This window comes from Curtobacterium sp. MCLR17_043 (assembly GCF_003224215.1).
In the GTDB taxonomy this organism is placed as follows: domain Bacteria; phylum Actinomycetota; class Actinomycetes; order Actinomycetales; family Microbacteriaceae; genus Curtobacterium; species Curtobacterium flaccumfaciens.
Genome location: NZ_QKLH01000002.1, coordinates 51,863 through 71,178, shown reverse-complemented (window position 1 = coordinate 71,178; position 19,316 = coordinate 51,863). Strand labels below are relative to the sequence as shown.

The following is a 19,316-nucleotide window of genomic DNA, read 5'->3' as shown; positions in this document are numbered from 1 at the left end:
GACGGGCCTCCCGTCCGTTCCGGGGTCGCGACGCGTACCGTCGCCCGCATGACGAAGCACTGGGTGGCCCCACGGTTCGGCGGCAGCGAAGTCCTGGAGTACGTCGAGGCGGAGGTGCCGGTACCCGGCCCCGGCGAGGTCACCATCACCGTCCGCGCCGCCGGCATGAACCCCGCAGACACCAAGCACACCCGCCAGGGCGACCCCGCGGACCTGCCCATCGCCGTCGGCTACGAGGTCGCCGGCGTCCTGTCCGCCGTCGGCCCCGACACCGAGATCGCGTCCGGTGGGGGAACGGTCGGCGACGAGGTCCTCGCGTTCCGCGTCAGCGGCGGCTGGGCCGAGTCGGTCACGGTGCCCGCGGCCGACGTCTTCGCGAAGCCCGCTTCGCTCGGCTTCCCGGAGGCCGCCAACCTGCTCCTCGCCGGCTCGACCGCCGCCGACATGCTCCGCGTCACCCGCGCGGAGGGGCGCGACACCATCCTGGTGCACGGCGCATCGGGCGCGGTCGGCGTCAGCCTGCTCCAGCAGCTACGGCTGCTCGGCACCCGCGTCATCGGCACCGCGTCGGAGCGTGGTGCGGACGTCGTGCGACGCTTCGGTGGCGAGTGGGTCGCGTACGGCGACGGCCTGGAGGCGCGTGTCCGTGATCTCGCACCCTCCGGCATCGACGTGGCACTGGACTGCGTCGGTACCGACGAGGCCGTCGACGTCTCGCTCGCGTTGGTCGCGGACCGGTCACGGATCGTGACGATCGCCGCGCAGGCGCGGGCCGCATCGGACGGGATCGCCGCGGTGGGCGGCGCGCAGCCGGCCAGCAAGGCGTTCCGGGACTCGGTGCGGCAGCGGCTCATCGACCTGGCTGGTGCCGGACAGCTCGAGGTGCCGGTGGCGCGGACCTTCCCGCTGGCGGAGGCGAAGGCGGCGGCGGAGCTGCTGGAGTCCGGGCACCCCGGGGGCAAGCTCGCGCTCCTGCCCTGACAGCATCGTCGGACAGGAGTCGTTCCCGCGGATGACGCTCGCCGGCTCGGGGGAGTGCCACACTCTGTGTGGACCGACAGCCGCGCCGGAAGGACCCGACCGATGAGCGACCAGTACCCGCCCCGTGACCCGTACGGCCAGCAGCAGGGCCCGTACGGACAGCAGCCGTGGGGGCAGCAGCCTCCGGGGCAGTACGGGCAGCCCGGTCCGGGTCGGCCGAGTGGTGGGAGGTCCGAGCCGCCGCTCTGGGCACCCTGGTACGGCATCCCCTTCCCCCAGGCCTTCCGGCGGTTCTGGAAGAAGTACGTGCGCTTCGACGGTCGGGCCAGTCTGTCGGAGTACTGGTTCTGGGCGCTCTGGTACCTCATCGGTTCGGCTGCCGCCGGCATCATCGGCAGCGGGTTCGACGTGCTGCCGTTCGTCGACGACGGTTCGGACGGACTCGGCAGTCTCTGGAGCCTGGCCTGCGCGCTCGGTTTCATCGCGTTGACCGTGCGGCGGCTGCACGACGTCAACCTCAGTGGCCTGCTCGCCCTGTTGTTCATCATCCCGCCGATCGGCATCCTGTTCTCGTTGATCATCGGCCTGATGTCGTCGAACCCGCAGGGGCAGCAGTACGACCGTCCGCTGCAGGGGTGACGCGCGGTACCGGTTCTGACCGCCGCTCAGGAGTTCTGGTTGACTCGACCGTGAACATCAGCCAACACTCGAGGGGGACCACGTGAGCGACCAGTACCCGCAGGATCCGAACAACCAGCCGAACGCCCAGTTCGGCGGCGCACCGCAGTACGGCCAGCAGCCGGCGACCGGACCGAACGGCGAACCGCCGCTCTGGGCACCGTGGTACGGGATCTCGTTCGGCAAGGCCGTCGGCCGCTTCTTCAAGAAGTACGCCACGTTCAGCGGTCGTGCCAGCCGCAGCGAGTTCTGGTGGTGGTACCTGGCGAACGGGATCGTGGCCATCGTCCTCGGCATCCTGTACGCCATCGGTTTCGCGACCTCCGAGCGCTCGACCGTGTCGATGTCGTCCTCGACGTCAACCAGCGTCCAGTCCACCGTCACCGAGCCGTCCGCGCTCTTCGTCATCTCGGGCATCCTGTTCCTGCTCTGGGGCCTCGCGATCATCATCCCGACGCTCGCCCTCGGCTGGCGCCGCCTGCACGATGCGAACCTCCCCGGTGCGCTGTGGATCATCGCGCTCTTCGTCGGCATCGTCGGCATCGTCTTCGGCCTGCTGCCCTCGAACCCGCAGGGCGCGCGGTACGACCGCCCCGTCTCGAGCCGATGAGCAACGACGGGACGCCCCAGTGGGGCCAGCCCGGCGGCGATCAGCAGCAGGGACAGCCGGGGTTCGGCGAGCAGCCCGGGTACGGGCAGCAGCCCGGCTACGGCGAGCAGCCTGGGTACGGGCAGCAGCCTGGCTACGGGCAGCAGCCTGGGTACGGACAGCAGCCCGGCTACGGGCAGCAGCCCAGCTACGGACAGCAGCCGTCCCAGCAGTACGCCCAGCCGTACGTCGGTGGGTACCCGCAACTGGCGGAGCCGATACCGGTCGGCCCGGACGGCGTTCCGCCGCTGTGGGCCCCCTGGTACGGCATCGGGTTCCTCGACGCGTTCCTCCGGTTCTTCAAGAAGTACGCCCGCTTCGACGGCCGTGCCGGTCGCAGTGAGTACTGGTACTGGTTCCTGGCCAACGCCATCGTCACGATCGTGCTCTACGGGGGCTTCATCGCCCTGCTGATCGCCACCAGCCCGACCACCACCGTCGTGGACGACTACGGGTACTCGCGCGACGTGTCGGGGGCGCCTTCGCCGTTCGCCTTCGTGCTGCTCGGGCTCTTCGGGCTGTGGTGGCTCGCCACCCTCGTGCCGAACCTGGCACTCGCGTGGCGCCGCCTCCACGACGCGAACCTGCCGGGCCCGCTCTGGCTCGTGTCGCTCATCGCGAGCCCCGCGGCCATCGTGTTCGGCTGCCTGCCGTCGAACCCGGCCGGTGCGCGGTACGACCGCCCCGACCTGCGGTAGTTCCACGAACGAGAACAGCCCGCCCCGCGCTTCGAGCGCGGGGCGGGCTGTTCGTGTGTCGGTGGGTTCAGACGACCCGGAGGCGGGCGAGCGCGCCGTCGACCACCAGGTCACGGACGGTGGCCGACGGGTCGGCGATCTGGAAGCGCAGGGCGCCGCCCGGCTGCTCGAACCAGGGCTGGACGAAGCGGACGTTCACCAGGAACGGCCGATCGACGACGTACCGGTGGGTCTCCGGCGACGAGGTCACGTGCGGGGGCAGCGACCGGCTGGGCAGCGGGGTGTCGAGCGGGTGCAGCAGGTAGCCGTCCGGGCCACCGATGCGGTCGACGGGGACACCGGCCGGGATCTGGATGGTCAGCCCCTGCTCGCCGGCCTGTGCGACCTGCTGCGCGAGCTGCGGGTAGGTCGACGCTGCGCGGTCGCGGAGCCCCTCGAGCTCATGACGAGGGATGTCGCGCGGCTCCGGGAACGGACGGTTCAGGAAGCGGCGCAGCATCTCGACCGCGTCGTCCTCGCCCGTGGCCTGCGCGAGACGACGAGCCGTGCCGTAGTCGACCACCTCGAGCGCGTAGCCGGAGGCGTCGGTCTGGACGATGCGGAGCGCCCCCTCGACCGGCGGTTCGTGCAGGGTCTCGCCGGGGAGCTGCACGTACCGGGTCGTGTAGCCGAGCTGGTCGAGGATGGGGCGGGTGTCCGCGAACGTCATGGTCGGGAGCCTATCGGTCGACGTGGTGCTGGGCCTTGGACGGAGCCGGGACTACGCGCGGCCGCGCATGATCGCCTGCTTGACCTCGGAGATCGCCTTCGTCACCTGGATGCCACGGGGGCACGCGTCGGTGCAGTTGAAGGTCGTGCGGCAGCGCCAGACGCCTTCCTTGTCGTTGAGGATGTCGAGGCGGACGTTCGCGGCGTCGTCGCGGGAGTCGAAGATGAACCGGTGTGCGTTCACGATCGCGGCGGGGCCGAAGTACTGCCCGTCGGTCCAGAACACCGGGCAGGACGACGTGCACGCGGCGCAGAGGATGCACTTCGTGGTGTCGTCGAAGCGGGCGCGGTCGGCGACGGACTGCACACGCTCCTTGCCGGGCGTCGGGGCCGACGAGGACTGCAGGAACGGCTGCACCTCGCGGTAGCTCTGGAAGAAGGGCTCCATGTCGACGACGAGGTCCTTCTCGAGCGGCAGGCCCTTGATCGCCTCGACGTAGATCGGCTTCGAGACGTCGAGGTCCTTGATCAGGGTCTTGCACGCCAGGCGGTTGCGACCGTTGATGCGCATGGCGTCGGACCCGCAGACGCCGTGTGCGCACGAGCGGCGGAAGGTCAGGGACCCGTCCTGCTCCCACTTGATCTTGTGCAGGGCGTCGAGGATGCGGTCGGTCGGCAGCATCATGACGTCGAAGTCCTGCCAGCGCGGCTCGTCGTCGACGTCGGGGTCGAAGCGACGGACGATGACCGTGACGGAGAAGGATCCGGGAGGGGCGTCCTGCACGGTGTCGGTGCGGGGTGCCTCGGAGACCAGGGTGTCGGTCATCTCAGTACTTCCTCTCCATCGGCTGGTACCGCGTGATGACGACGGGCTTCCAGTCGAGCGTGATGTGGTCGTCGGCGAGTGACGAGTGCGGGTCGCCCGTCAGGTACGCCATGGTGTGCTGCATGTAGTTCTCGTCGTCGCGCTTCGGGTAGTCGTCGCGCATGTGGCCGCCGCGGCTCTCCTTGCGGTTGCGCGCCGAGTAGACGACGACCTCGGCCAGGTCGAGCAGGAACCCGAGCTCGACGGCCTCGAGCAGGTCGGTGTTGAACCGCTTGCCCTTGTCCTGCACGGAGACCTGCATGAAGCGGTTGCGGAGCGTGTGCAGGGTCTCGGTGACACGGGCGAGCGACTCGTCCGTGCGGAACACCTGCGCGTTCTTGTCCATCTCCTCCTGCAGTTCCTTGCGGAGGGCGGAGACGCGCTCGGTGCCGGTCGAGGCACGGAGCTGGTCGAGCATGCCGCGGACGCCGGCCGCCGGGTCCTCCGGCAGGGGGAGGAACTCGGCGGTCTGGACCCACTCGGCGGCGTTGTTGCCCGAGCGCTTGCCGAAGACGTTGATGTCGAGCAGCGAGTTGGTGCCGAGGCGGTTGGAGCCGTGCACGGAGACGCAGGCGCACTCGCCGGCGGCGTACAGGCCGGGGACGACGGTGGTGTTGTCGTACAGGACCTCGGCCTTGACGTTCGTCGGGATCCCGCCCATCGCGTAGTGCGCGGTCGGCATGACGGGCACCGGCTCGACGACCGGGTCGACGCCGAGGTACGTGCGGGCGAACTCGGTGATGTCCGGCAGCTTCGTCTCGAGGACCTCGGCCCCCAGATGCGTGCAGTCGAGCAGCACATAGTCCTTGTTCGGTCCGGCACCCCGACCCTCGGCCACTTCCTGCACCATGCAGCGCGCGACGATGTCACGCGGTGCGAGGTCCTTGATGGTGGGGGCGTACCGCTCCATGAAGCGCTCGCCCGAGGCGTTCCGGAGGATCGCGCCCTCGCCACGGGCACCCTCGGTCAGCAGGATGCCGAGCCCGGCGAGCCCGGTCGGGTGGAACTGGAAGAACTCCATGTCCTCGAGCGGCAGGCCCTTGCGCCACACGATTCCGACGCCGTCGCCGGTCAGGGTGTGCGCGTTCGAGGTGGTCTTGTACATCTTGCCGAAGCCGCCGGTCGCGAAGATCATCGCCTTGGCGTGGAAGACGTGCAGCTCACCGGTCGCGAGCTCGAACGCGACGACGCCGGCCGGCTGCTGGCGGGTGACACCGTCGTCACCGACGACGTCGACCATGATGAGGTCGAGCGCGTAGAACTCGTTGTAGAACTCGACGCCGAGCTTCACGCAGTTCTGGAACAGCGTCTGCAGGATCATGTGCCCGGTGCGGTCGGCGGCGTAGCAGGCCCGGCGGACCGGGGACTTGCCGTGGTCGCGGGTGTGGCCACCGAAACGGCGCTGGTCGATCTTGCCCTCGGGCGTGCGGTTGAACGGCAGGCCCATGTTCTCGAGGTCGATGACGGCGTCGATCGCCTCTTTCGCGAGGATCTCGGCGGCGTCCTGGTCGACCAGGTAGTCGCCGCCCTTGATCGTGTCGAAGGTGTGCCACTCCCACGAGTCCTCTTCGACGTTCGCGAGGGCCGCGGCCATCCCGCCCTGCGCCGCACCGGTGTGCGACCGGGTGGGGTAGAGCTTCGAGATGACGGCCGTCTTCGCCTTCGGGCCGGCTTCGATCGCGGCTCGCATACCCGCGCCTCCGGCGCCGATGATGACGATGTCGAACTGGTGGTGGTGGACGGTGGTCTCGGTCACAGGGGTCTTTCCGTAGACGGTGGGAACGCGGGCAGCAACAGTGGTGGTGCTACTGCGCCGGGCAGAAGGACGGCAGGTCGGCGGCAGCGGCGCCGGCGGGGCACGGGTCGAAGGTCCAGCAGACGAGGAGCCCGAGGACGATCAGCACGACGCAGGCGGCCAGGATCGCGACGAGGAGCGTCTTCCGGATGCCCGGCTTCGACACGTAGTCGTTGACGATGGTGCGCATGCCGTTCGAGCCGTGGATGAGGGCGAGGACCAGCATGAGCGAGTCCCAGACCTGCCAGAAGGGGTTGGCCCACTTGCCGGCGACGAAGGCGAAGTCGATCTGCTTGACGCCCTCGCCGGCCACCATGTTGACGAAGAGGTGGCCGAAGATCAGCACGACGAGCAGCACGCCCGAGGCGCGCATGTAGATCCAGCCCCACTTCTCCCAGTTGGTGGTGCTGCGGGCGGCTGCGGCCGAGCGGGGAGGTTCGACGATCTGCGTGGTCATCTTCGTGCCCCTCAGTTGAAGTCCGCGACGAGGTTCATGAGCTGGCGGGGCAGGAAGCCCGCGATCGCCACCGCCCACAGGACCATGACGATCCAGAACATGGCCCGCTGGTACTTCGGGCCCTTCGACCAGAAGTCGATCAGGATGATCCGCAGGCCGTTGAAGGCGTGGAAGACGATGGCCATGACGAGCGCGATCTCGCCGAGGTTCATGATCGGGGTCTTGTACGTGCCGATGACCGCGTTGTACGCCTCGGGTGAGAGCCGCACGAGCGCCGTGTCGAGGATGTGCACGAGCAGGAAGAAGTAGATCGCGACGCCGGTGATGCGGTGGAGGACCCACGACCACATCCCGATCGAACCGCGGTAGAGCGTGCCCTGTGGCGTCCGAGAAGCCCGTGGAGCTTCAATCGAGACGTCGGGCACCGCGGTCGCCGTACCCCCGCCGGTGTGCTCAGCCATGAGCTCGTCCTTCCATAGGACGGGCTCGCCCGATCGGCGAGCCCTTGCCGTTCGTGTTCGTGTGGAACACGACCCATCCTATGCGCGGGCGCTGACCTTCTCGTCCCGACCTGCCCGGAGGCCCCGTCCGACGGGCGGCGCGCCGATGGTGCGGGCCGTGTCGTGGTGGTCGAGGAGCTGGTCGCCGACGGCCTCCCAGGTGGTGCCCTCGACCCGGAGCCGACCGGCGGAACCCATCCGCTCCGCGAGCGCACGGTCGTGGTGCAGTCGCAGGACCGCGTGCCGCAGGGCCTGCGGGGCATCGGCGTCGTAGAGCTCGCCGTCGAGCCCCGGGGCGACCAGGTCGAGCGGGCCGCCGGACGCCGGCGCGATCACGGGCAGGCCGGAGGCGTGGGCCTCCTGCAGCGTCTGCCCGAAGGTCTCGGCCGGACCGGTGTGCACGAACAGGTCGAGCGCCGCGTACGCGTCGGCGAGTGCGTCGCCGCGCAGGGGGCCGGTGAAGGTGACGTCGAGGTGCCGGAGCCGACGTTCGAGCATCGCCCGCGACGGACCCCCTCCGGCCACGACGACCCGGATGCCGGGGACGCCGCCGAGTTCGGCGAGCCGCTCGACCTCCTTCTCCGGGGCCAGTCGTCCGACGTACCCGACGATGGTCTCGCCGTTCGGGGCCAGGCGGCGGCGGAGTGCCCGCACGTGCCCGGTCGACCGGCGCGCGGGGTGGAACAGCTCGGTGTCGACGCCGCGACCCCAGCGGGCGACGCGGGGCACGCCCTCCTCGGCGAGCATCGTGGCCGTCGCGCTCGACGGGGCGAGCGTCAGCGAGGCGCCGGCGTGGATGCGTCCGAGGATCTTCCGCACCAACGGGACGGTCGCGGTCAGGCCGTTGCGGCGGGCGAACCCGGCCACGTCGGTCTGGAAGACGGCGACGGAGGGGATGCCGAGCCTCCCGGCTGCCGTGATCGCGCGCCCACCCAGCAGGAACGGACTGGCGGCGTGGAGCACGTCGGCGCCGGAGGCGGCGAGGATCGTGTCGAGCACCGGGTGGGGGAGTGCCACCGGGAACTGGCGGTAGGCGACGGCGGGGATGCGGTGGACGTCGAAGGAGCGGTAGCGCTCGACGGCGCTGCGCGACCGGAACTGCGCCAGGCCGGGGGTGTCCGGGGCGATCACGACCGCGCGGTGACCCCGTCGTTCCAGGTGGTCGAGGACCGCCAGGACACTGGTGGTCACGCCGTTGAGGGTGGGCAGGAAGCTCTCGGTCACGACGGCGACGGTCCGGGGGGACGTGCCGCGCTCCACGCTGCGTGCGCTCATGGTGCTGCCCATGCTCCGGGCGTGACGTGACCCGGCGGGGCCGACGACGTGAACGGGACGCGCGCGCCGGGTGAACAACGCGACGGCCGACGCTGCGGGAGCCCGCATGCGGGAATCGTGCGGAGACCACCCAGGATCCACCCGGTGGGACCGGTACGGTGAGCGCGTGGCTGACGCTCTCGAAGACTTCTACGCGATCATCCCCGCAGGGGGCATCGGATCGCGCCTGTGGCCGTTGTCGCGCGCGGACGCACCCAAGTTCCTGCACGACCTGACGGGTTCCGGCACCTCGCTGCTGCGGCAGACCTGGGACCGCCTGGCGCCGCTCGCCGGCGACCAGCGGATCATGGTCGTCACCGGCCGTGCGCACCGGGTCGCGGTGGAGTCGCAGCTGCCGGGCGTCGAGGACCACAACGTGGTGCTCGAGAGCGAACCGAAGGACTCCACGGCGGCCATCGGCCTGGCCGCGGCGATCCTGGTGCGCCGCGAGCCCGACGTCGTCATCGGATCGTTCGCCGCCGACCACGTCATCGGTGACGCACGCGGTTTCCGCCGCTCGGTCCGCGAGGCCGTCGCCGTCGCCCGTGCCGGCTACGTCACCACCATCGGCATCACCCCGACGGAACCCGCGATCGGCTTCGGCTACATCAACGCCGACACCGCCGGGCTCGACATCGAGGGTGCCCCGACCGCACACGCCGTCAAGTCGTTCGTCGAGAAGCCGGACCTCGACACCGCCCGCTCGTACGTCGAGCAGGGCAACTACCTCTGGAACGCTGGCATGTTCATCGCGCGCGCCGACGTGCTGCTCGCCGAGATCGGCCGGACGAAGCCCGAGCTGCTGGCGGGCATCAACGAACTCGCCGACGCCTGGGACACCTCGGCACGCGGCGCCGTGGTCGACGCCGTCTGGCCGATGCTCGAGAAGATCGCGATCGACTACACGGTCGCCGAGCCCGCCGCCGCCGCCGGGCGCATGGCGGTCGTCCCCGGTGACTTCGACTGGGACGACGTGGGCGACTTCGCCTCGCTCGCCAAACTGCAGTCCGGCGGCCGGCCGAACAACCTCGCGGTGCTCGGGGACGGCGCCCGCATCCTGGCGGACTCGTCGAGCGGCATCGTGATCTCGCACAGCCAGCGGCTCATCTCGCTCATCGGCGTCGAGGACATCGTCGTCGTGGACACCCCGGACGCGCTGCTCGTCACCACGAGCGCGAACGCACAGCGGGTGAAGGGCGTCGTGGATGCCCTGAAGATCAGCGGCCGCGGCGACGTCCTGTAGCGCTCCATCAACAAACCCCTCGAACTGGGGGTGCGCGGGTGGCCCCGCGTTACGGGCGCGTTTCGGCGGGGTCGCGATCCCGTAACCGATCCGCAGGACCCCCGCAACGGGTCCTGTACCGACCCGACGGTCGTGTACTGTCGCCACGATCGCCCGGAACGCACGTGGTCCGGGCACGCTCCCCGGAGGAACCAACCCGTGACATCTCGTACCCGACAGGTCGTCCTCAGCGGCCTCGCGCTCGCCGGCACCGTCGCCGTCCTGGCCGGCTGCGCCTCGGCGCCGTCCACCACCGACTCGGCGAAGAAGACCGACTTCCGCCCCTGCATGGTCTCCGACGCCGGTGGGTTCGACGACAAGTCGTTCAACCAGCTCGGCTACGAGGGCATGAAGGACGCCGCCAAGGACCTCGGTGCCACCTACAAGGAGGCCGAGTCGAAGGACGCCACCGTCTACGACTCGAACATCGAGCAGCTCATCGGCCAGAACTGCAACCTCGTCGTGACCGTCGGCTTCAACCTGGCCGACGCCACGAAGAAGCAGGCCGCTGCGAACCCCGACACCGACTTCGCGATCATCGACGACAACTCGATCGACGCGAAGAACGTCAAGCCGATCACGTTCGATACCTCGCAGGCGGCGTTCCTCGCCGGCTACGCGGCGGCGTCCTACTCGAAGACCGGCGTCGTCGGCACCTTCGGTGGCATGCAGATCCCGACCGTCACCATCTTCATGGACGGCTTCGCGGACGGCGTGAAGTACTACAACGAGCAGAAGGACAAGGACGTCAAGGTCGTCGGCTGGAACGTCGACACCGGCAAGGGCTCCTTCACCGGTGGCTTCGAGGCCGGCACGCAGGCCAAGTCGGTCGCGCAGACGCTCCTCGACCAGGACGCCGACGTGATCCTGCCCGTCGGTGGCCCGATCTACCAGTCCGCTGCCGAGGCCATCAAGGACGCCGACAACGGCTCCGTCCTGATCGGTGCGGACAGCGACCTCTACGAGGCCGACCCCCGCTACAAGGACATCGCCTTCACCTCGGTCGAGAAGGGCATGCGCCCGGCCGTGAAGGACGTCGTCGAGCAGGCGGCTGACGACAAGTTCTCGAAGGACCCGTACGTGGGCACCCTCGAGAACGACGGCGTCGGCATCGCGCCGTTCCACGACTTCGAGTCCAAGGTCGACAAGGGCCTGCAGGGCGAGCTCGACGACGTGAAGGCCGGCATCATCGACGGCTCGATCAAGGTCAAGACCCAGTCCTGACCCGATGAACGCGGGCGGGGGAGCATCCCTCGCCCGCGTTCTCGTGCGCCCAGGGGTGCACACCACATCGTGCGCCGGTGGCGCACACCACATCGTGCATCCGCGGGCTGCACGCGACACCGTGCGCCCGCGTGGCGTGCGCGAGACAGAAATAGACTCCCGAACATGAAGCTCGAACTCCGCGGCATCACCAAGCGGTTCGGCGCCCTGGTCGCCAACGACCACATCTCGCTCACCGTCGAGCCGGGTGAGGTCCACTGCCTCCTGGGTGAGAACGGCGCCGGCAAGTCCACCCTGATGAACGTCCTGTACGGCCTGTACGACGCCGACGAGGGCGAGATCCTGCTCGACGACGTGGTGCAGGACTTCGACGGCCCCGGTGACGCCATGCGCGCCGGCATCGGCATGGTGCACCAGCACTTCATGCTCGTGCCCGTGTTCACCGTCGCCGAGAACGTCATGCTGGGGCAGGAACAGACCACCTTCGGCGGGCGGCTCGACCTGGCCGGTGCCCGCAAGCGGGTGCAGGAGATCTCCGATCGCTTCGGGTTCGACGTCGACCCCGACGCCAAGGTCGAGGACCTGCCCGTCGGTGTGCAGCAGCGCGTCGAGATCATCAAGGCGCTGTCCCGCGACGCCTCCGTGCTGGTGTTCGACGAGCCGACGGCCGTCCTCACCCCGCAGGAGACCGACGAGCTGATGGGCATCATGCGCCAGCTCCGCGAAGCCGGCACCGCGATCGTCTTCATCACCCACAAGCTCCGCGAGGTGCGCGAGGTCGCCGACCGCATCACGGTCATCCGTCTCGGCAAGGTCGTCGGCGAGGCATCGCCGACCGCCACGAACAACGAGCTGGCCGCGCTGATGGTCGGCCGTGCCGTCTCACTCGTGGTCGACAAGGCTCCTGCGACCGGCGGCGCGGACGCCCTGGTCGTCGAGAACCTGACCGTGACCGACCCGTCCGGCATCGTGCTCGTCGACGACGTCTCCTTCACGGTGCGTCGCGGCGAGGTCCTGGCGATCGCCGGGGTGCAGGGCAACGGCCAGACCGAGCTCACCGAGGCGATCATGGGCCTCGAGCCCGCCCACGCCGGCCGGATCACCCTGGACGGCAAGGAGCTCACCGGCCGGAGCGTCAAGCAGGTGCTCGACGCGGGCGTCGGCTTCGTCCCCGAGGACCGCAAGGAGGACGGCCTGGTCGGCGAGTTCACCATCGCCGAGAACCTGATGCTCGACCGGGCCGACCACGCCGAGTTCGTCCGCGCCGGCACGATCCGCTCGGCGGAACGCGACGCCTTCGCCGACGAGAAGATCGCGGAGTTCGACATCCGGACGCCGGGTCGCACCACCGCGGCCGGTCGGCTGTCCGGCGGCAACCAGCAGAAGATCGTCCTGGCGCGCGAGCTGAGCCGTGAGCTGCGGCTCTTCGTCGCCGCGCAGCCCACCCGCGGCATCGACGTCGGCTCGATCGAGTTCGTGCACAAGCGCATCGTCGCCACCCGCGACACCGGTGTGCCGGTCATCGTCGTCTCCACCGAGCTCGACGAGGTCGTGGCGTTGGCCGACCGCATCGCCGTGATGTACCGCGGCGGCATCGTCGGCATCGTCCCCGCGACCACCCCCCGTGACGTCCTCGGCCTCATGATGGCCGGGGAGATCCCAGAAGGAACGGAGCTGGCCGCATGACCGGTTCGGCCGGCGAGATCCAAGCCACACCCACGACCGGAACGGAGCTGGCAGCGTGACCACCCCACCGCCAGACAACACGCAGCAGCCGACCCCGGCTGCGCACGGCACCGCGGACGCCCCGCTCACCGACGACCGTCTGCAGGAGGTCGAGTCGACCCCGCACCTGATGACGGACTCGGCGGAGGACACCGAGCGCCGCAACGGCGCCGGTGGTGACCGCTGGCAGGCCGCCCTGCAGGGGATCCTGAACGGCTCCGTGCTCGTCACGGTGCTCGCCGTCGTCCTCGCGCTGGTCGCCTGCGGCATCCTCATCGCGGTGACGGACGAGAACGTCCGTGCGACCGCCGGCTACTTCTTCGCCCGCCCGACGGACATGCTCCAGGCGATCGGCACCGCGGTCGGCGGCGCTTACGCCTCGCTGTTCCAGGGCTCGGTGTTCAACTTCGGCGCGGACTCGTTCCAGCAGGCGATCGGGCCGCTCACGCGCTCCGTCGACTATTCGGTACCGCTCATCGCAGCCGGGCTCGGGATCGCGCTGTCGTTCCGCGCCGGGCTGTTCAACATCGGCGGCCAGGGCCAGATCCTGATGGGCGCCGCTGCCGCCGGCTGGGTCGGGTTCTCGTTCGACGGGCCCGCCGCGATCCACATCCCGCTCACGATCCTCGCCGGCATCGTCGGCGGCGCGGTCTGGGGCGGCATCGTCGGTGTGCTCAAGGCCCGGACGGGTGCGAACGAGGTGGTCGTCACGATCATGCTCAACTACGTCGCGCTCTACCTGGTCAGCTACCTGCTCCGCACCCCGGGCCTGCTGCAGGCCCCGGGCAGCAGCAACCCGATCTCGCCCGCCACGAAGGACAGCGCGCTCCTGCCGCAGCTCTTCGGGGTGCGGTACGGCGTGGACCTCGGGTTCATCGTCGCGATCATCGCGGTCGTCGTCGTCTGGTGGCTCGTCAACAAGTCGTCGCTCGGCTTCCGGTTCCGCACCATCGGTGAGAACCCCCGTGCCGCCCGTGTGGCCGGCATGAGCGTCCCGTCGCTGACCATCTGGGTCATGGTCATCTCCGGTGCCCTGGTCGGCATCGCCGGCGCCTACCAGGTGCAGGGCGCCGTCACCACGGGCTTCACCTCGGGCATCGACGCCGGCATCGGCTTCGACGCCATCACCGTGGCACTGCTCGGCCGTTCGAAGCCGTGGGGCGTGTTCTGGGCGGCGATCCTGTTCGGCGTCCTGAAGAACGGTGGCTACGCCATGCAGGCCGCCAACGGCATCCCGATCGACATCGTCGGCGTCATCCAGGCCCTCATCGTCCTCTTCATCGCGGCGCCGCCGCTCGTCCGCGCGATCTTCCGGATCCCGCAGCCGGGTGGACGCAAGCGCACGAAGACGAGCAAGAACAGCAAGAAGGCGGTCGCCGCATGAGCACCCTCAGCCCCACCGCGGCCGCGCCGCGCATGCCCCTGGACGACCGCCCGGTCGAGACGACCCGCAGCTGGAAGCTCCCGATCGGGTACGGCGTGTTCACGCTGCTCGCGCTCGTGCTGTTCGGCTTCGGACACCGCCCCGGAACGGCGACGCTCCGCCTGGCGTCGAAGGGCGACTTCTTCGCGCTGCCGAACCTCCCGCTGCCGGCGACGGCCACCGGGATCGTCGTCACCGTGCTGCTCGCGCTCGCCACGGTGTACGCGATCGTCGAGACCCGTGCCTCGCGACGTGTGCCGCTCTGGGTGACCTCGGTGTTCGCGATCGTCTTCGTGGTCGGTTTCCTCGCATGGGCGGTCGCCGGCGACTCGATCACCATCCCCGGCATGCTCTTCGGTGCGCTCGGCCTCGCGGTCCCGCTCGTCTTCGGTGCACTCGGCGGCGTCATCTCGGAGCGGGTCGGCGTGGTGAACATCGCGATCGAGGGCCAGTTCCTCGCGGGTGCGTTCACCTCGGCGCTCATCGCCTCGCTCACCGGGTCGCCCTGGGTCGGTCTCGTCGGTGCCCTCGTCGCGGGTGTGCTCGTGTCGTTCGTCCTCGCGGCGTTCAGCATCAAGTACCTGGTCGACCAGGTCATCGTCGGTGTCGTCATCAACGCCTTCATCTCGGGCCTGACCGGCTTCCTGTACTCGCAGGTGCTGTCCCCGAACCAGCAGACGCTCAACATCGGCATCCGGTTCCCGAAGTTCGAGGTCCCGGTGCTCCACCAGATCCCGATCATCGGACCGATCTTCTTCGAGCAGTCGGTCGTTGTCTACCTGGCCTACGTCGCCGTCGCGGTCGTCACCTTCGGCCTGTTCAAGACCCGTTGGGGTCTGCGACTCCGCGCCGTCGGCGAGCACCCGCAGGCCGCCGACACGGTGGGCATCAACGTCACGAGCACCCGGTTCTGGAACGTCTCGCTCGCCGGTGCGATCGCGGGCCTCGGCGGTGCGTACTTCACGCTCGACGCCACCGGCGGGTTCACGAAGGACATGACCGCGGGCGCGGGCTACATCGCCCTGGCCGCCGTGATCTTCGGCCGCTGGGATCCGATCAAGGCCACGCTCGCCGCCCTGCTGTTCGGCTTCGCGTCGAACCTGCAGAACACGCTCAGCGCGGTCGGCTCGCCCGTGCCGAGCGAGTTCCTGCTGATGCTGCCGTACGTGGTGACGATCTTCGCCGTGGCCGGCCTGGTCGGGCAGTCGCGCGGCCCCGCCGCGTCCGGCAAGCCCTACATCAAGAGCTGACGGCCTGGAGGCACGACACATGACCGACACGCAGCAACCAGGTGACCAGGCGGTCACCGCCACCGACCCGACGGACGCCGCCACGGGCCTCCCGGTCGACGACGTGGACTGGGGCGTCCTGCGGGACGCCGCCACGGCCGCGATGCGGCGCGCCTACGCGCCGTACTCGTCGTTCCCGGTGGGCGCCGCGGCGCTCACCGACGACGGCCGGATCGTCTCCGGCTGCAACATCGAGAACGCGAGCTACGGGGTGACGCTCTGCGCGGAGTGCTCCCTCGTGTCGCAGCTGCACATGACCGGCGGCGGCAAGCTCGTCGCGTTCACGTGCGTCGACGGCGACGGGGCGACCCTGATGCCGTGCGGCCGCTGCCGCCAGCTGCTGTTCGAGCACTCGACCGAGGGCATGCTCCTCGAGACGCTCTCCGGCATCCGCACCATCGACGAGGTCCTGCCGGACGCCTTCGGGCCGCGGACCCTCGCCACCTACCAGCAGGAGCACTGATCCACATGGCCGTCGAGCCGTTCGACACCGTCGACCTCATCCGTACGAAGCGCTCCTGCGGGGCCTTGAGCACCGCCGAGGTGGACTGGCTCGTCGACGCGTACACCCGCGGCTACGTCGAGGACCCGCAGATGGCCGCGATGGCGATGGCGATCTTCCTGAACGGGATGGAGCGGCGCGAGATCAAGGACCTCACGCTCGCGATGATCGCGTCGGGGGAGCGGATGTCGTTCTCGTCGCTCGGCAAGACGACCGTCGACAAGCACTCCACCGGTGGCGTCGGCGACAAGATCACGCTGCCGCTCGCACCCCTGGTGGCGTCGTTCGGCGTCGCTGTGCCGCAGCTGTCCGGTCGCGGACTCGGGCACACCGGCGGCACGCTCGACAAGCTCGAGTCGATTCCCGGGTGGCAGGCGTCCATCTCGAACGACCGCATGATGCAGGTGCTGCAGGACGTCGGCGCGGTCATCTGCGCCGCCGGGTCCGGCCTGGCACCCGCGGACAAGAAGCTCTACGCGCTCCGCGACATCACCGGCACGGTCGAGTGCATCCCGCTCATCGCGTCGAGCATCATGTCGAAGAAGATCGCCGAGGGCACCGGGGCGCTCGTGCTCGACGTCAAGTTCGGGTCCGGCGCGTTCATGCCGACCTACGAGGCGTCCCGGGAGCTCGCGCAGACCATGGTCGACCTCGGCAACGACGCCGGGGTCGCGACCTCGGCGCTGCTGACCGACATGGAGGTCCCGCTCGGGCTGACGATCGGCAACGCGCTCGAGGTGCGGGAGTCGGTCGAGGTGCTCGCCGGCGGCGGCCCCGCCGACGTCGTCGAGCTGACGGTTGCGCTCGCGACCGAGATGCTCACCCTGGCGGGACTGCCCGACGCCGACCCGGCCGCGGCGCTCGCGGACGGCCGCGCCATGGACACCTGGCGTCGGATGATCGACGCGCAGGGCGGGGACCCCTCCGCCGCGCTGCCCGTTGCCCGCGAACAGCACGTCGTCACCGCTCCGACGTCGGGGGTCCTCACGCAGCAGGACGCGCTGCCGTTCGGCGTCTCGGCCTGGCGGCTCGGGGCCGGTCGTGCCCGCGCGCAGGACCCGGTGCAGGCAGGCGCGGGCATCGAGCTCCACGTCAAGCCGGGGGACACCGTGACCGAGGGCCAGCCGCTCTGGACGCTGCACTCCGACGACGCGTCGCGGATCCCGCGCGCGCTGGAGTCGCTCGAGGGCGCGTGGACCATCGGCCCGGCGGGCTCCGCTGCCGCGGCACGTGGGCCGATCGTGCGCGAGCGCATCGGGTCCTGAACCCGGCCACCCGACCGACCGGAGGCTCCCTGCACACCTGTGGGGAGCCTCCAGTGTCTTCCGTCGTGGGTTGTGCACAGGTGCCTGCGCGGCGGCGGTGACCACCGATAGCCTGGGGGCATGAGCGCCGACGCCCCGACCTACCGCCTGCCCGACGCCGGGGCGGTCATCAACGACCTGCCGAAGGTCTCGCTGCACGACCACCTCGACGGCGGCCTGCGGCCCGCGACCATCATCGAGCTCGCGGCCTCGGCGGGTGTCACGCTCCCCACCACCGACCCGGCCGAGCTCGGGCAGTGGTTTGCCGACCAGTCGAACTCCGGCTCCCTGGTCGAGTACCTGAAGACGTTCGACGTCACCACGTCGGTGATGCAGACCGCGCCGCAGCTCAACCGGATCGCCCGCGAGTTCGTCGAGGACCTGGTCGCCGACGGTGTCGTCTACGGCGAGGTCCGCTGGGCGCCGGAGCAGCACCTGCAGGGCGGACTGACCCTCGACCAGACGGTCGAGGCAGTGCAGGCCGGCATCGAGGAAGCCGTCGACGCCGCCGGTGGGCGCATCCGCGTCGGCCAGCTCGTCACCGCGATGCGGCACGCCGACCGGTCGCTCGAGATCGCCGAGCTCGCCGTCCGGCACCGTGACGCCGGGGTCGTCGGCTTCGACATCGCCGGTGCCGAGGCCGGGTTCCCCGCCTCGAACCACCGCGCCGCCTTCGACTACCTGGCATCCGAACTGTTCCCGGTCACCGTGCACGCGGGCGAGGCCGACGGGCTCGCGTCCATCCGCTCCGCGCTGGTCGACGGCCGGGCGCTCCGCCTCGGGCACGGCGTCCGCATCTTCGAGGACGTCGCCCTGTCCGACGCCGGGGACGGCTCGACGCTGGCCTCCCTGGGCGAGGTCGCCTCGTGGGTCCGTGACCGCGAGATCCCGCTCGAGGTCTCGCCGTCGTCCAACCTGCAGACCGGGGCGATCGCCGCGTGGGGCGACGACCTCGCCGACCACCCGTTCGACGTGCTCTACCAGCTCGGCTTCCGTGTCACGGTGAACACCGACAACCGCCTGATGAGCGGGACCTCGCTGTCGAAGGAACTCGCGCTGCTCGCCGGCACGTTCGGCTACGACCTCGACGACCTGGCCGCGTTCCAGATCAACGCCGCGCTCGGGTCGTTCCTGCCGCTGGAGGACCGCGAGGAGATCATCGCCACCATCACGGCCGGGTACCAGGAGGCCTGACGCATGGGACTGCCACCGCTGCCGGACACCGCCGTCATCCTCGGTGCGGACGCGCCCGCGTGGCGTGACGCGATGCGCCTGGTCGGCGGTGCGCTCGTCGCCTCGGGCGCCACCACCGACGAGTACACCGACGCCATGATCGGCATGGTCGAGGAGCACGGGCCGTACATCGTCATCTCGCCGGGGCTCGCGTTCGCGCACGCCCGGCCGGGTGGCGCGGTCGTGCGGGACGGACTCGCGATCGTGACGCTCGCGACGCCGGTAGTGTTCGGCCAGCCGCACAACGACCCCGTCCGTGTGGTGCTCGGGCTCGCGGTGGCCGAGGTCGGCACCCACCTGGAGTCGATCGGCGAGATCGCGAACCTGTTCAACGACGCCACCGTCACCGGACGGATCGCGGCGGCGACCACCGCGGACGAGGTCCGCGCGATCATGGGGGTCTCCGCGTGAAGATCGTGACCATCTGCGGCGCCGGCATCGGCTCGAGCGGCATCCTCAAGGTGAACGCCGAGAAGGCGCTCGACGCCCTCGGGCTGTCGGCGTCGGTCGTCGCGGCGGACGTCGCCTCGGTGCGGGACGTCTCGGACGACGCCAACGTGATCCTGACGAGTCAGGAGTTCGTCGAGGCGATCGGCGACACCTACGCCGAGGTCATCGTCATCGCGAACCACTTCGACCAGGGCGAGATCACGGCGGCGGTGGACCGGGCGCTCGGCGAGCACTGAGCG

20 protein-coding genes are annotated in these 19,316 nt (G+C 70.1%); 14 read left to right on the top strand and 6 right to left on the bottom strand.

Annotated features, from left to right (window positions below; translation table 11 throughout):
• Positions 1–48: 48 nt before the first annotated feature.
• From DEJ03_RS02165 to DEJ03_RS02150, 4 genes are all read left to right on the top strand, one after another.
• Positions 49–981 carry an NADP-dependent oxidoreductase gene (locus tag DEJ03_RS02165; protein ID WP_110863346.1) on the top strand — a complete coding sequence of 311 codons (933 nt, stop codon included), beginning with the start codon at positions 49–51 and terminating at the stop codon, positions 979–981.
• Between the two features lie 102 nt (positions 982–1,083).
• Complete coding sequence (locus DEJ03_RS02160) at positions 1,084–1,620, top strand: DUF805 domain-containing protein (protein ID WP_110863345.1); 537 nt, start codon at positions 1,084–1,086, stop codon at positions 1,618–1,620.
• Positions 1,621–1,702: 82 nt separating this feature from the next.
• The gene (locus DEJ03_RS02155; protein ID WP_110863344.1) at positions 1,703–2,269 is read left to right on the top strand and encodes a DUF805 domain-containing protein; all 567 of its coding nucleotides are present in this window, start codon (positions 1,703–1,705) and stop codon (positions 2,267–2,269) included.
• Positions 2,266–3,006 (top strand): DUF805 domain-containing protein, encoded by a 741-nt coding sequence (locus DEJ03_RS02150; RefSeq protein ID WP_181422572.1) that lies wholly within the window; start codon positions 2,266–2,268, stop codon positions 3,004–3,006. Before DEJ03_RS02155 ends, DEJ03_RS02150 begins: the two co-directional genes overlap by 4 nt.
• Positions 3,007–3,073: 67 nt before the next feature.
• On the opposite strand, the gene DEJ03_RS02145 is transcribed toward DEJ03_RS02150, so the two are convergent.
• The 6 genes from DEJ03_RS02145 to DEJ03_RS02120 all read right to left on the bottom strand — a co-directional run bounded on the left by DEJ03_RS02145 (position 3,074) and on the right by DEJ03_RS02120 (position 8,606).
• Entirely contained in the window at positions 3,074–3,715 is a 642-nt protein-coding gene (locus tag DEJ03_RS02145) for a TNT domain-containing protein (protein WP_110863343.1), read from the bottom strand.
• A 51-nt stretch (positions 3,716–3,766) separates the two neighbouring features.
• Complete coding sequence (locus tag DEJ03_RS02140) at positions 3,767–4,540, bottom strand: succinate dehydrogenase iron-sulfur subunit (RefSeq protein ID WP_017888736.1); 774 nt, start codon at positions 4,538–4,540, stop codon at positions 3,767–3,769.
• Position 4,541: 1 nt separating this feature from the next.
• Complete coding sequence (gene sdhA, locus DEJ03_RS02135) at positions 4,542–6,335, bottom strand: succinate dehydrogenase flavoprotein subunit (protein ID WP_027466445.1); 1,794 nt, start codon at positions 6,333–6,335, stop codon at positions 4,542–4,544.
• Positions 6,336–6,384: 49 nt separating this feature from the next.
• A complete protein-coding gene (gene sdhD / locus DEJ03_RS02130) occupies positions 6,385–6,831 on the bottom strand; it encodes a succinate dehydrogenase, hydrophobic membrane anchor protein (protein ID WP_027466446.1) in 447 nt (148 codons plus the stop codon).
• Positions 6,832–6,842: 11 nt separating this feature from the next.
• Positions 6,843–7,292 (bottom strand): succinate dehydrogenase, cytochrome b556 subunit, encoded by a 450-nt coding sequence (gene sdhC, locus DEJ03_RS02125; protein ID WP_017888739.1) that lies wholly within the window; start codon positions 7,290–7,292, stop codon positions 6,843–6,845.
• A gap of 78 nt (positions 7,293–7,370) precedes the next feature.
• Positions 7,371–8,606: a glycosyltransferase family 1 protein gene (locus DEJ03_RS02120; RefSeq protein WP_258370452.1), complete on the bottom strand. Its 1,236-nt coding sequence runs from the start codon at positions 8,604–8,606 to the stop codon at positions 7,371–7,373.
• Between the two features lie 166 nt (positions 8,607–8,772).
• On the opposite strand from DEJ03_RS02120, the gene DEJ03_RS02115 reads away from it, so the two are divergent.
• The 10 genes from DEJ03_RS02115 (at position 8,773) to DEJ03_RS02070 (ending at position 19,313) form a co-directional block, all read left to right on the top strand.
• Positions 8,773–9,888, top strand: coding sequence for a mannose-1-phosphate guanylyltransferase (locus tag DEJ03_RS02115; protein WP_027466449.1), 1,116 nt, complete (start codon positions 8,773–8,775; stop codon positions 9,886–9,888).
• Between the two features lie 198 nt (positions 9,889–10,086).
• Positions 10,087–11,151, top strand: a complete 1,065-nt coding sequence (locus DEJ03_RS02110; protein WP_027466452.1) for a BMP family protein — start codon at positions 10,087–10,089, stop codon at positions 11,149–11,151.
• A 165-nt stretch (positions 11,152–11,316) separates the two neighbouring features.
• Positions 11,317–12,837 (top strand): ABC transporter ATP-binding protein, encoded by a 1,521-nt coding sequence (locus tag DEJ03_RS02105; RefSeq protein ID WP_110863341.1) that lies wholly within the window; start codon positions 11,317–11,319, stop codon positions 12,835–12,837.
• Between the two features lie 55 nt (positions 12,838–12,892).
• Entirely contained in the window at positions 12,893–14,260 is a 1,368-nt protein-coding gene (locus tag DEJ03_RS02100; RefSeq protein WP_181422571.1) for an ABC transporter permease, read from the top strand.
• Positions 14,257–15,549, top strand: a complete 1,293-nt coding sequence (locus DEJ03_RS02095) for an ABC transporter permease (protein WP_084741425.1) — start codon at positions 14,257–14,259, stop codon at positions 15,547–15,549. The genes DEJ03_RS02100 and DEJ03_RS02095 overlap by 4 nt, the downstream gene beginning before the upstream one ends.
• Before the next feature lie 19 nt (positions 15,550–15,568).
• Positions 15,569–16,051 (top strand): cytidine deaminase, encoded by a 483-nt coding sequence (locus tag DEJ03_RS02090; protein ID WP_071244268.1) that lies wholly within the window; start codon positions 15,569–15,571, stop codon positions 16,049–16,051.
• A 5-nt stretch (positions 16,052–16,056) separates the two neighbouring features.
• The gene (locus tag DEJ03_RS02085) at positions 16,057–17,355 is read left to right on the top strand and encodes a thymidine phosphorylase (protein ID WP_110863340.1); all 1,299 of its coding nucleotides are present in this window, start codon (positions 16,057–16,059) and stop codon (positions 17,353–17,355) included.
• 120 nt (positions 17,356–17,475) lie between these two features.
• Complete coding sequence (locus DEJ03_RS02080) at positions 17,476–18,588, top strand: adenosine deaminase (protein WP_110863339.1); 1,113 nt, start codon at positions 17,476–17,478, stop codon at positions 18,586–18,588.
• A 3-nt stretch (positions 18,589–18,591) separates the two neighbouring features.
• The gene (locus tag DEJ03_RS02075) at positions 18,592–19,038 is read left to right on the top strand and encodes a PTS sugar transporter subunit IIA (RefSeq protein ID WP_110863338.1); all 447 of its coding nucleotides are present in this window, start codon (positions 18,592–18,594) and stop codon (positions 19,036–19,038) included.
• Positions 19,035–19,313 carry a PTS sugar transporter subunit IIB gene (locus tag DEJ03_RS02070; RefSeq protein ID WP_027466460.1) on the top strand — a complete coding sequence of 93 codons (279 nt, stop codon included), beginning with the start codon at positions 19,035–19,037 and terminating at the stop codon, positions 19,311–19,313. The genes DEJ03_RS02075 and DEJ03_RS02070 overlap by 4 nt, the downstream gene beginning before the upstream one ends.
• Positions 19,314–19,316 lie beyond the last annotated feature (3 nt).

Coding starts and splice junctions, on each gene's coding strand:
- DEJ03_RS02165 (WP_110863346.1), top strand. CDS start 49: ATGACGAAGCACTGGGTGGCCCCACGGTTCGGCGGCAGCGAAGTCCTG.
- DEJ03_RS02160 (WP_110863345.1), top strand. CDS start 1,084: ATGAGCGACCAGTACCCGCCCCGTGACCCGTACGGCCAGCAGCAGGGC.
- DEJ03_RS02150 (WP_181422572.1), top strand. CDS start 2,266: ATGAGCAACGACGGGACGCCCCAGTGGGGCCAGCCCGGCGGCGATCAG.
- DEJ03_RS02145 (WP_110863343.1), bottom strand. CDS start 3,715: ATGACGTTCGCGGACACCCGCCCCATCCTCGACCAGCTCGGCTACACG.
- DEJ03_RS02140 (WP_017888736.1), bottom strand. CDS start 4,540: ATGACCGACACCCTGGTCTCCGAGGCACCCCGCACCGACACCGTGCAG.
- sdhD (WP_027466446.1), bottom strand. CDS start 6,831: ATGACCACGCAGATCGTCGAACCTCCCCGCTCGGCCGCAGCCGCCCGC.
- sdhC (WP_017888739.1), bottom strand. CDS start 7,292: ATGGCTGAGCACACCGGCGGGGGTACGGCGACCGCGGTGCCCGACGTC.
- DEJ03_RS02120 (WP_258370452.1), bottom strand. CDS start 8,606: ATGAGCGCACGCAGCGTGGAGCGCGGCACGTCCCCCCGGACCGTCGCC.
- DEJ03_RS02105 (WP_110863341.1), top strand. CDS start 11,317: ATGAAGCTCGAACTCCGCGGCATCACCAAGCGGTTCGGCGCCCTGGTC.
- DEJ03_RS02095 (WP_084741425.1), top strand. CDS start 14,257: ATGAGCACCCTCAGCCCCACCGCGGCCGCGCCGCGCATGCCCCTGGAC.
- DEJ03_RS02090 (WP_071244268.1), top strand. CDS start 15,569: ATGACCGACACGCAGCAACCAGGTGACCAGGCGGTCACCGCCACCGAC.
- DEJ03_RS02085 (WP_110863340.1), top strand. CDS start 16,057: ATGGCCGTCGAGCCGTTCGACACCGTCGACCTCATCCGTACGAAGCGC.
- DEJ03_RS02080 (WP_110863339.1), top strand. CDS start 17,476: ATGAGCGCCGACGCCCCGACCTACCGCCTGCCCGACGCCGGGGCGGTC.
- DEJ03_RS02075 (WP_110863338.1), top strand. CDS start 18,592: ATGGGACTGCCACCGCTGCCGGACACCGCCGTCATCCTCGGTGCGGAC.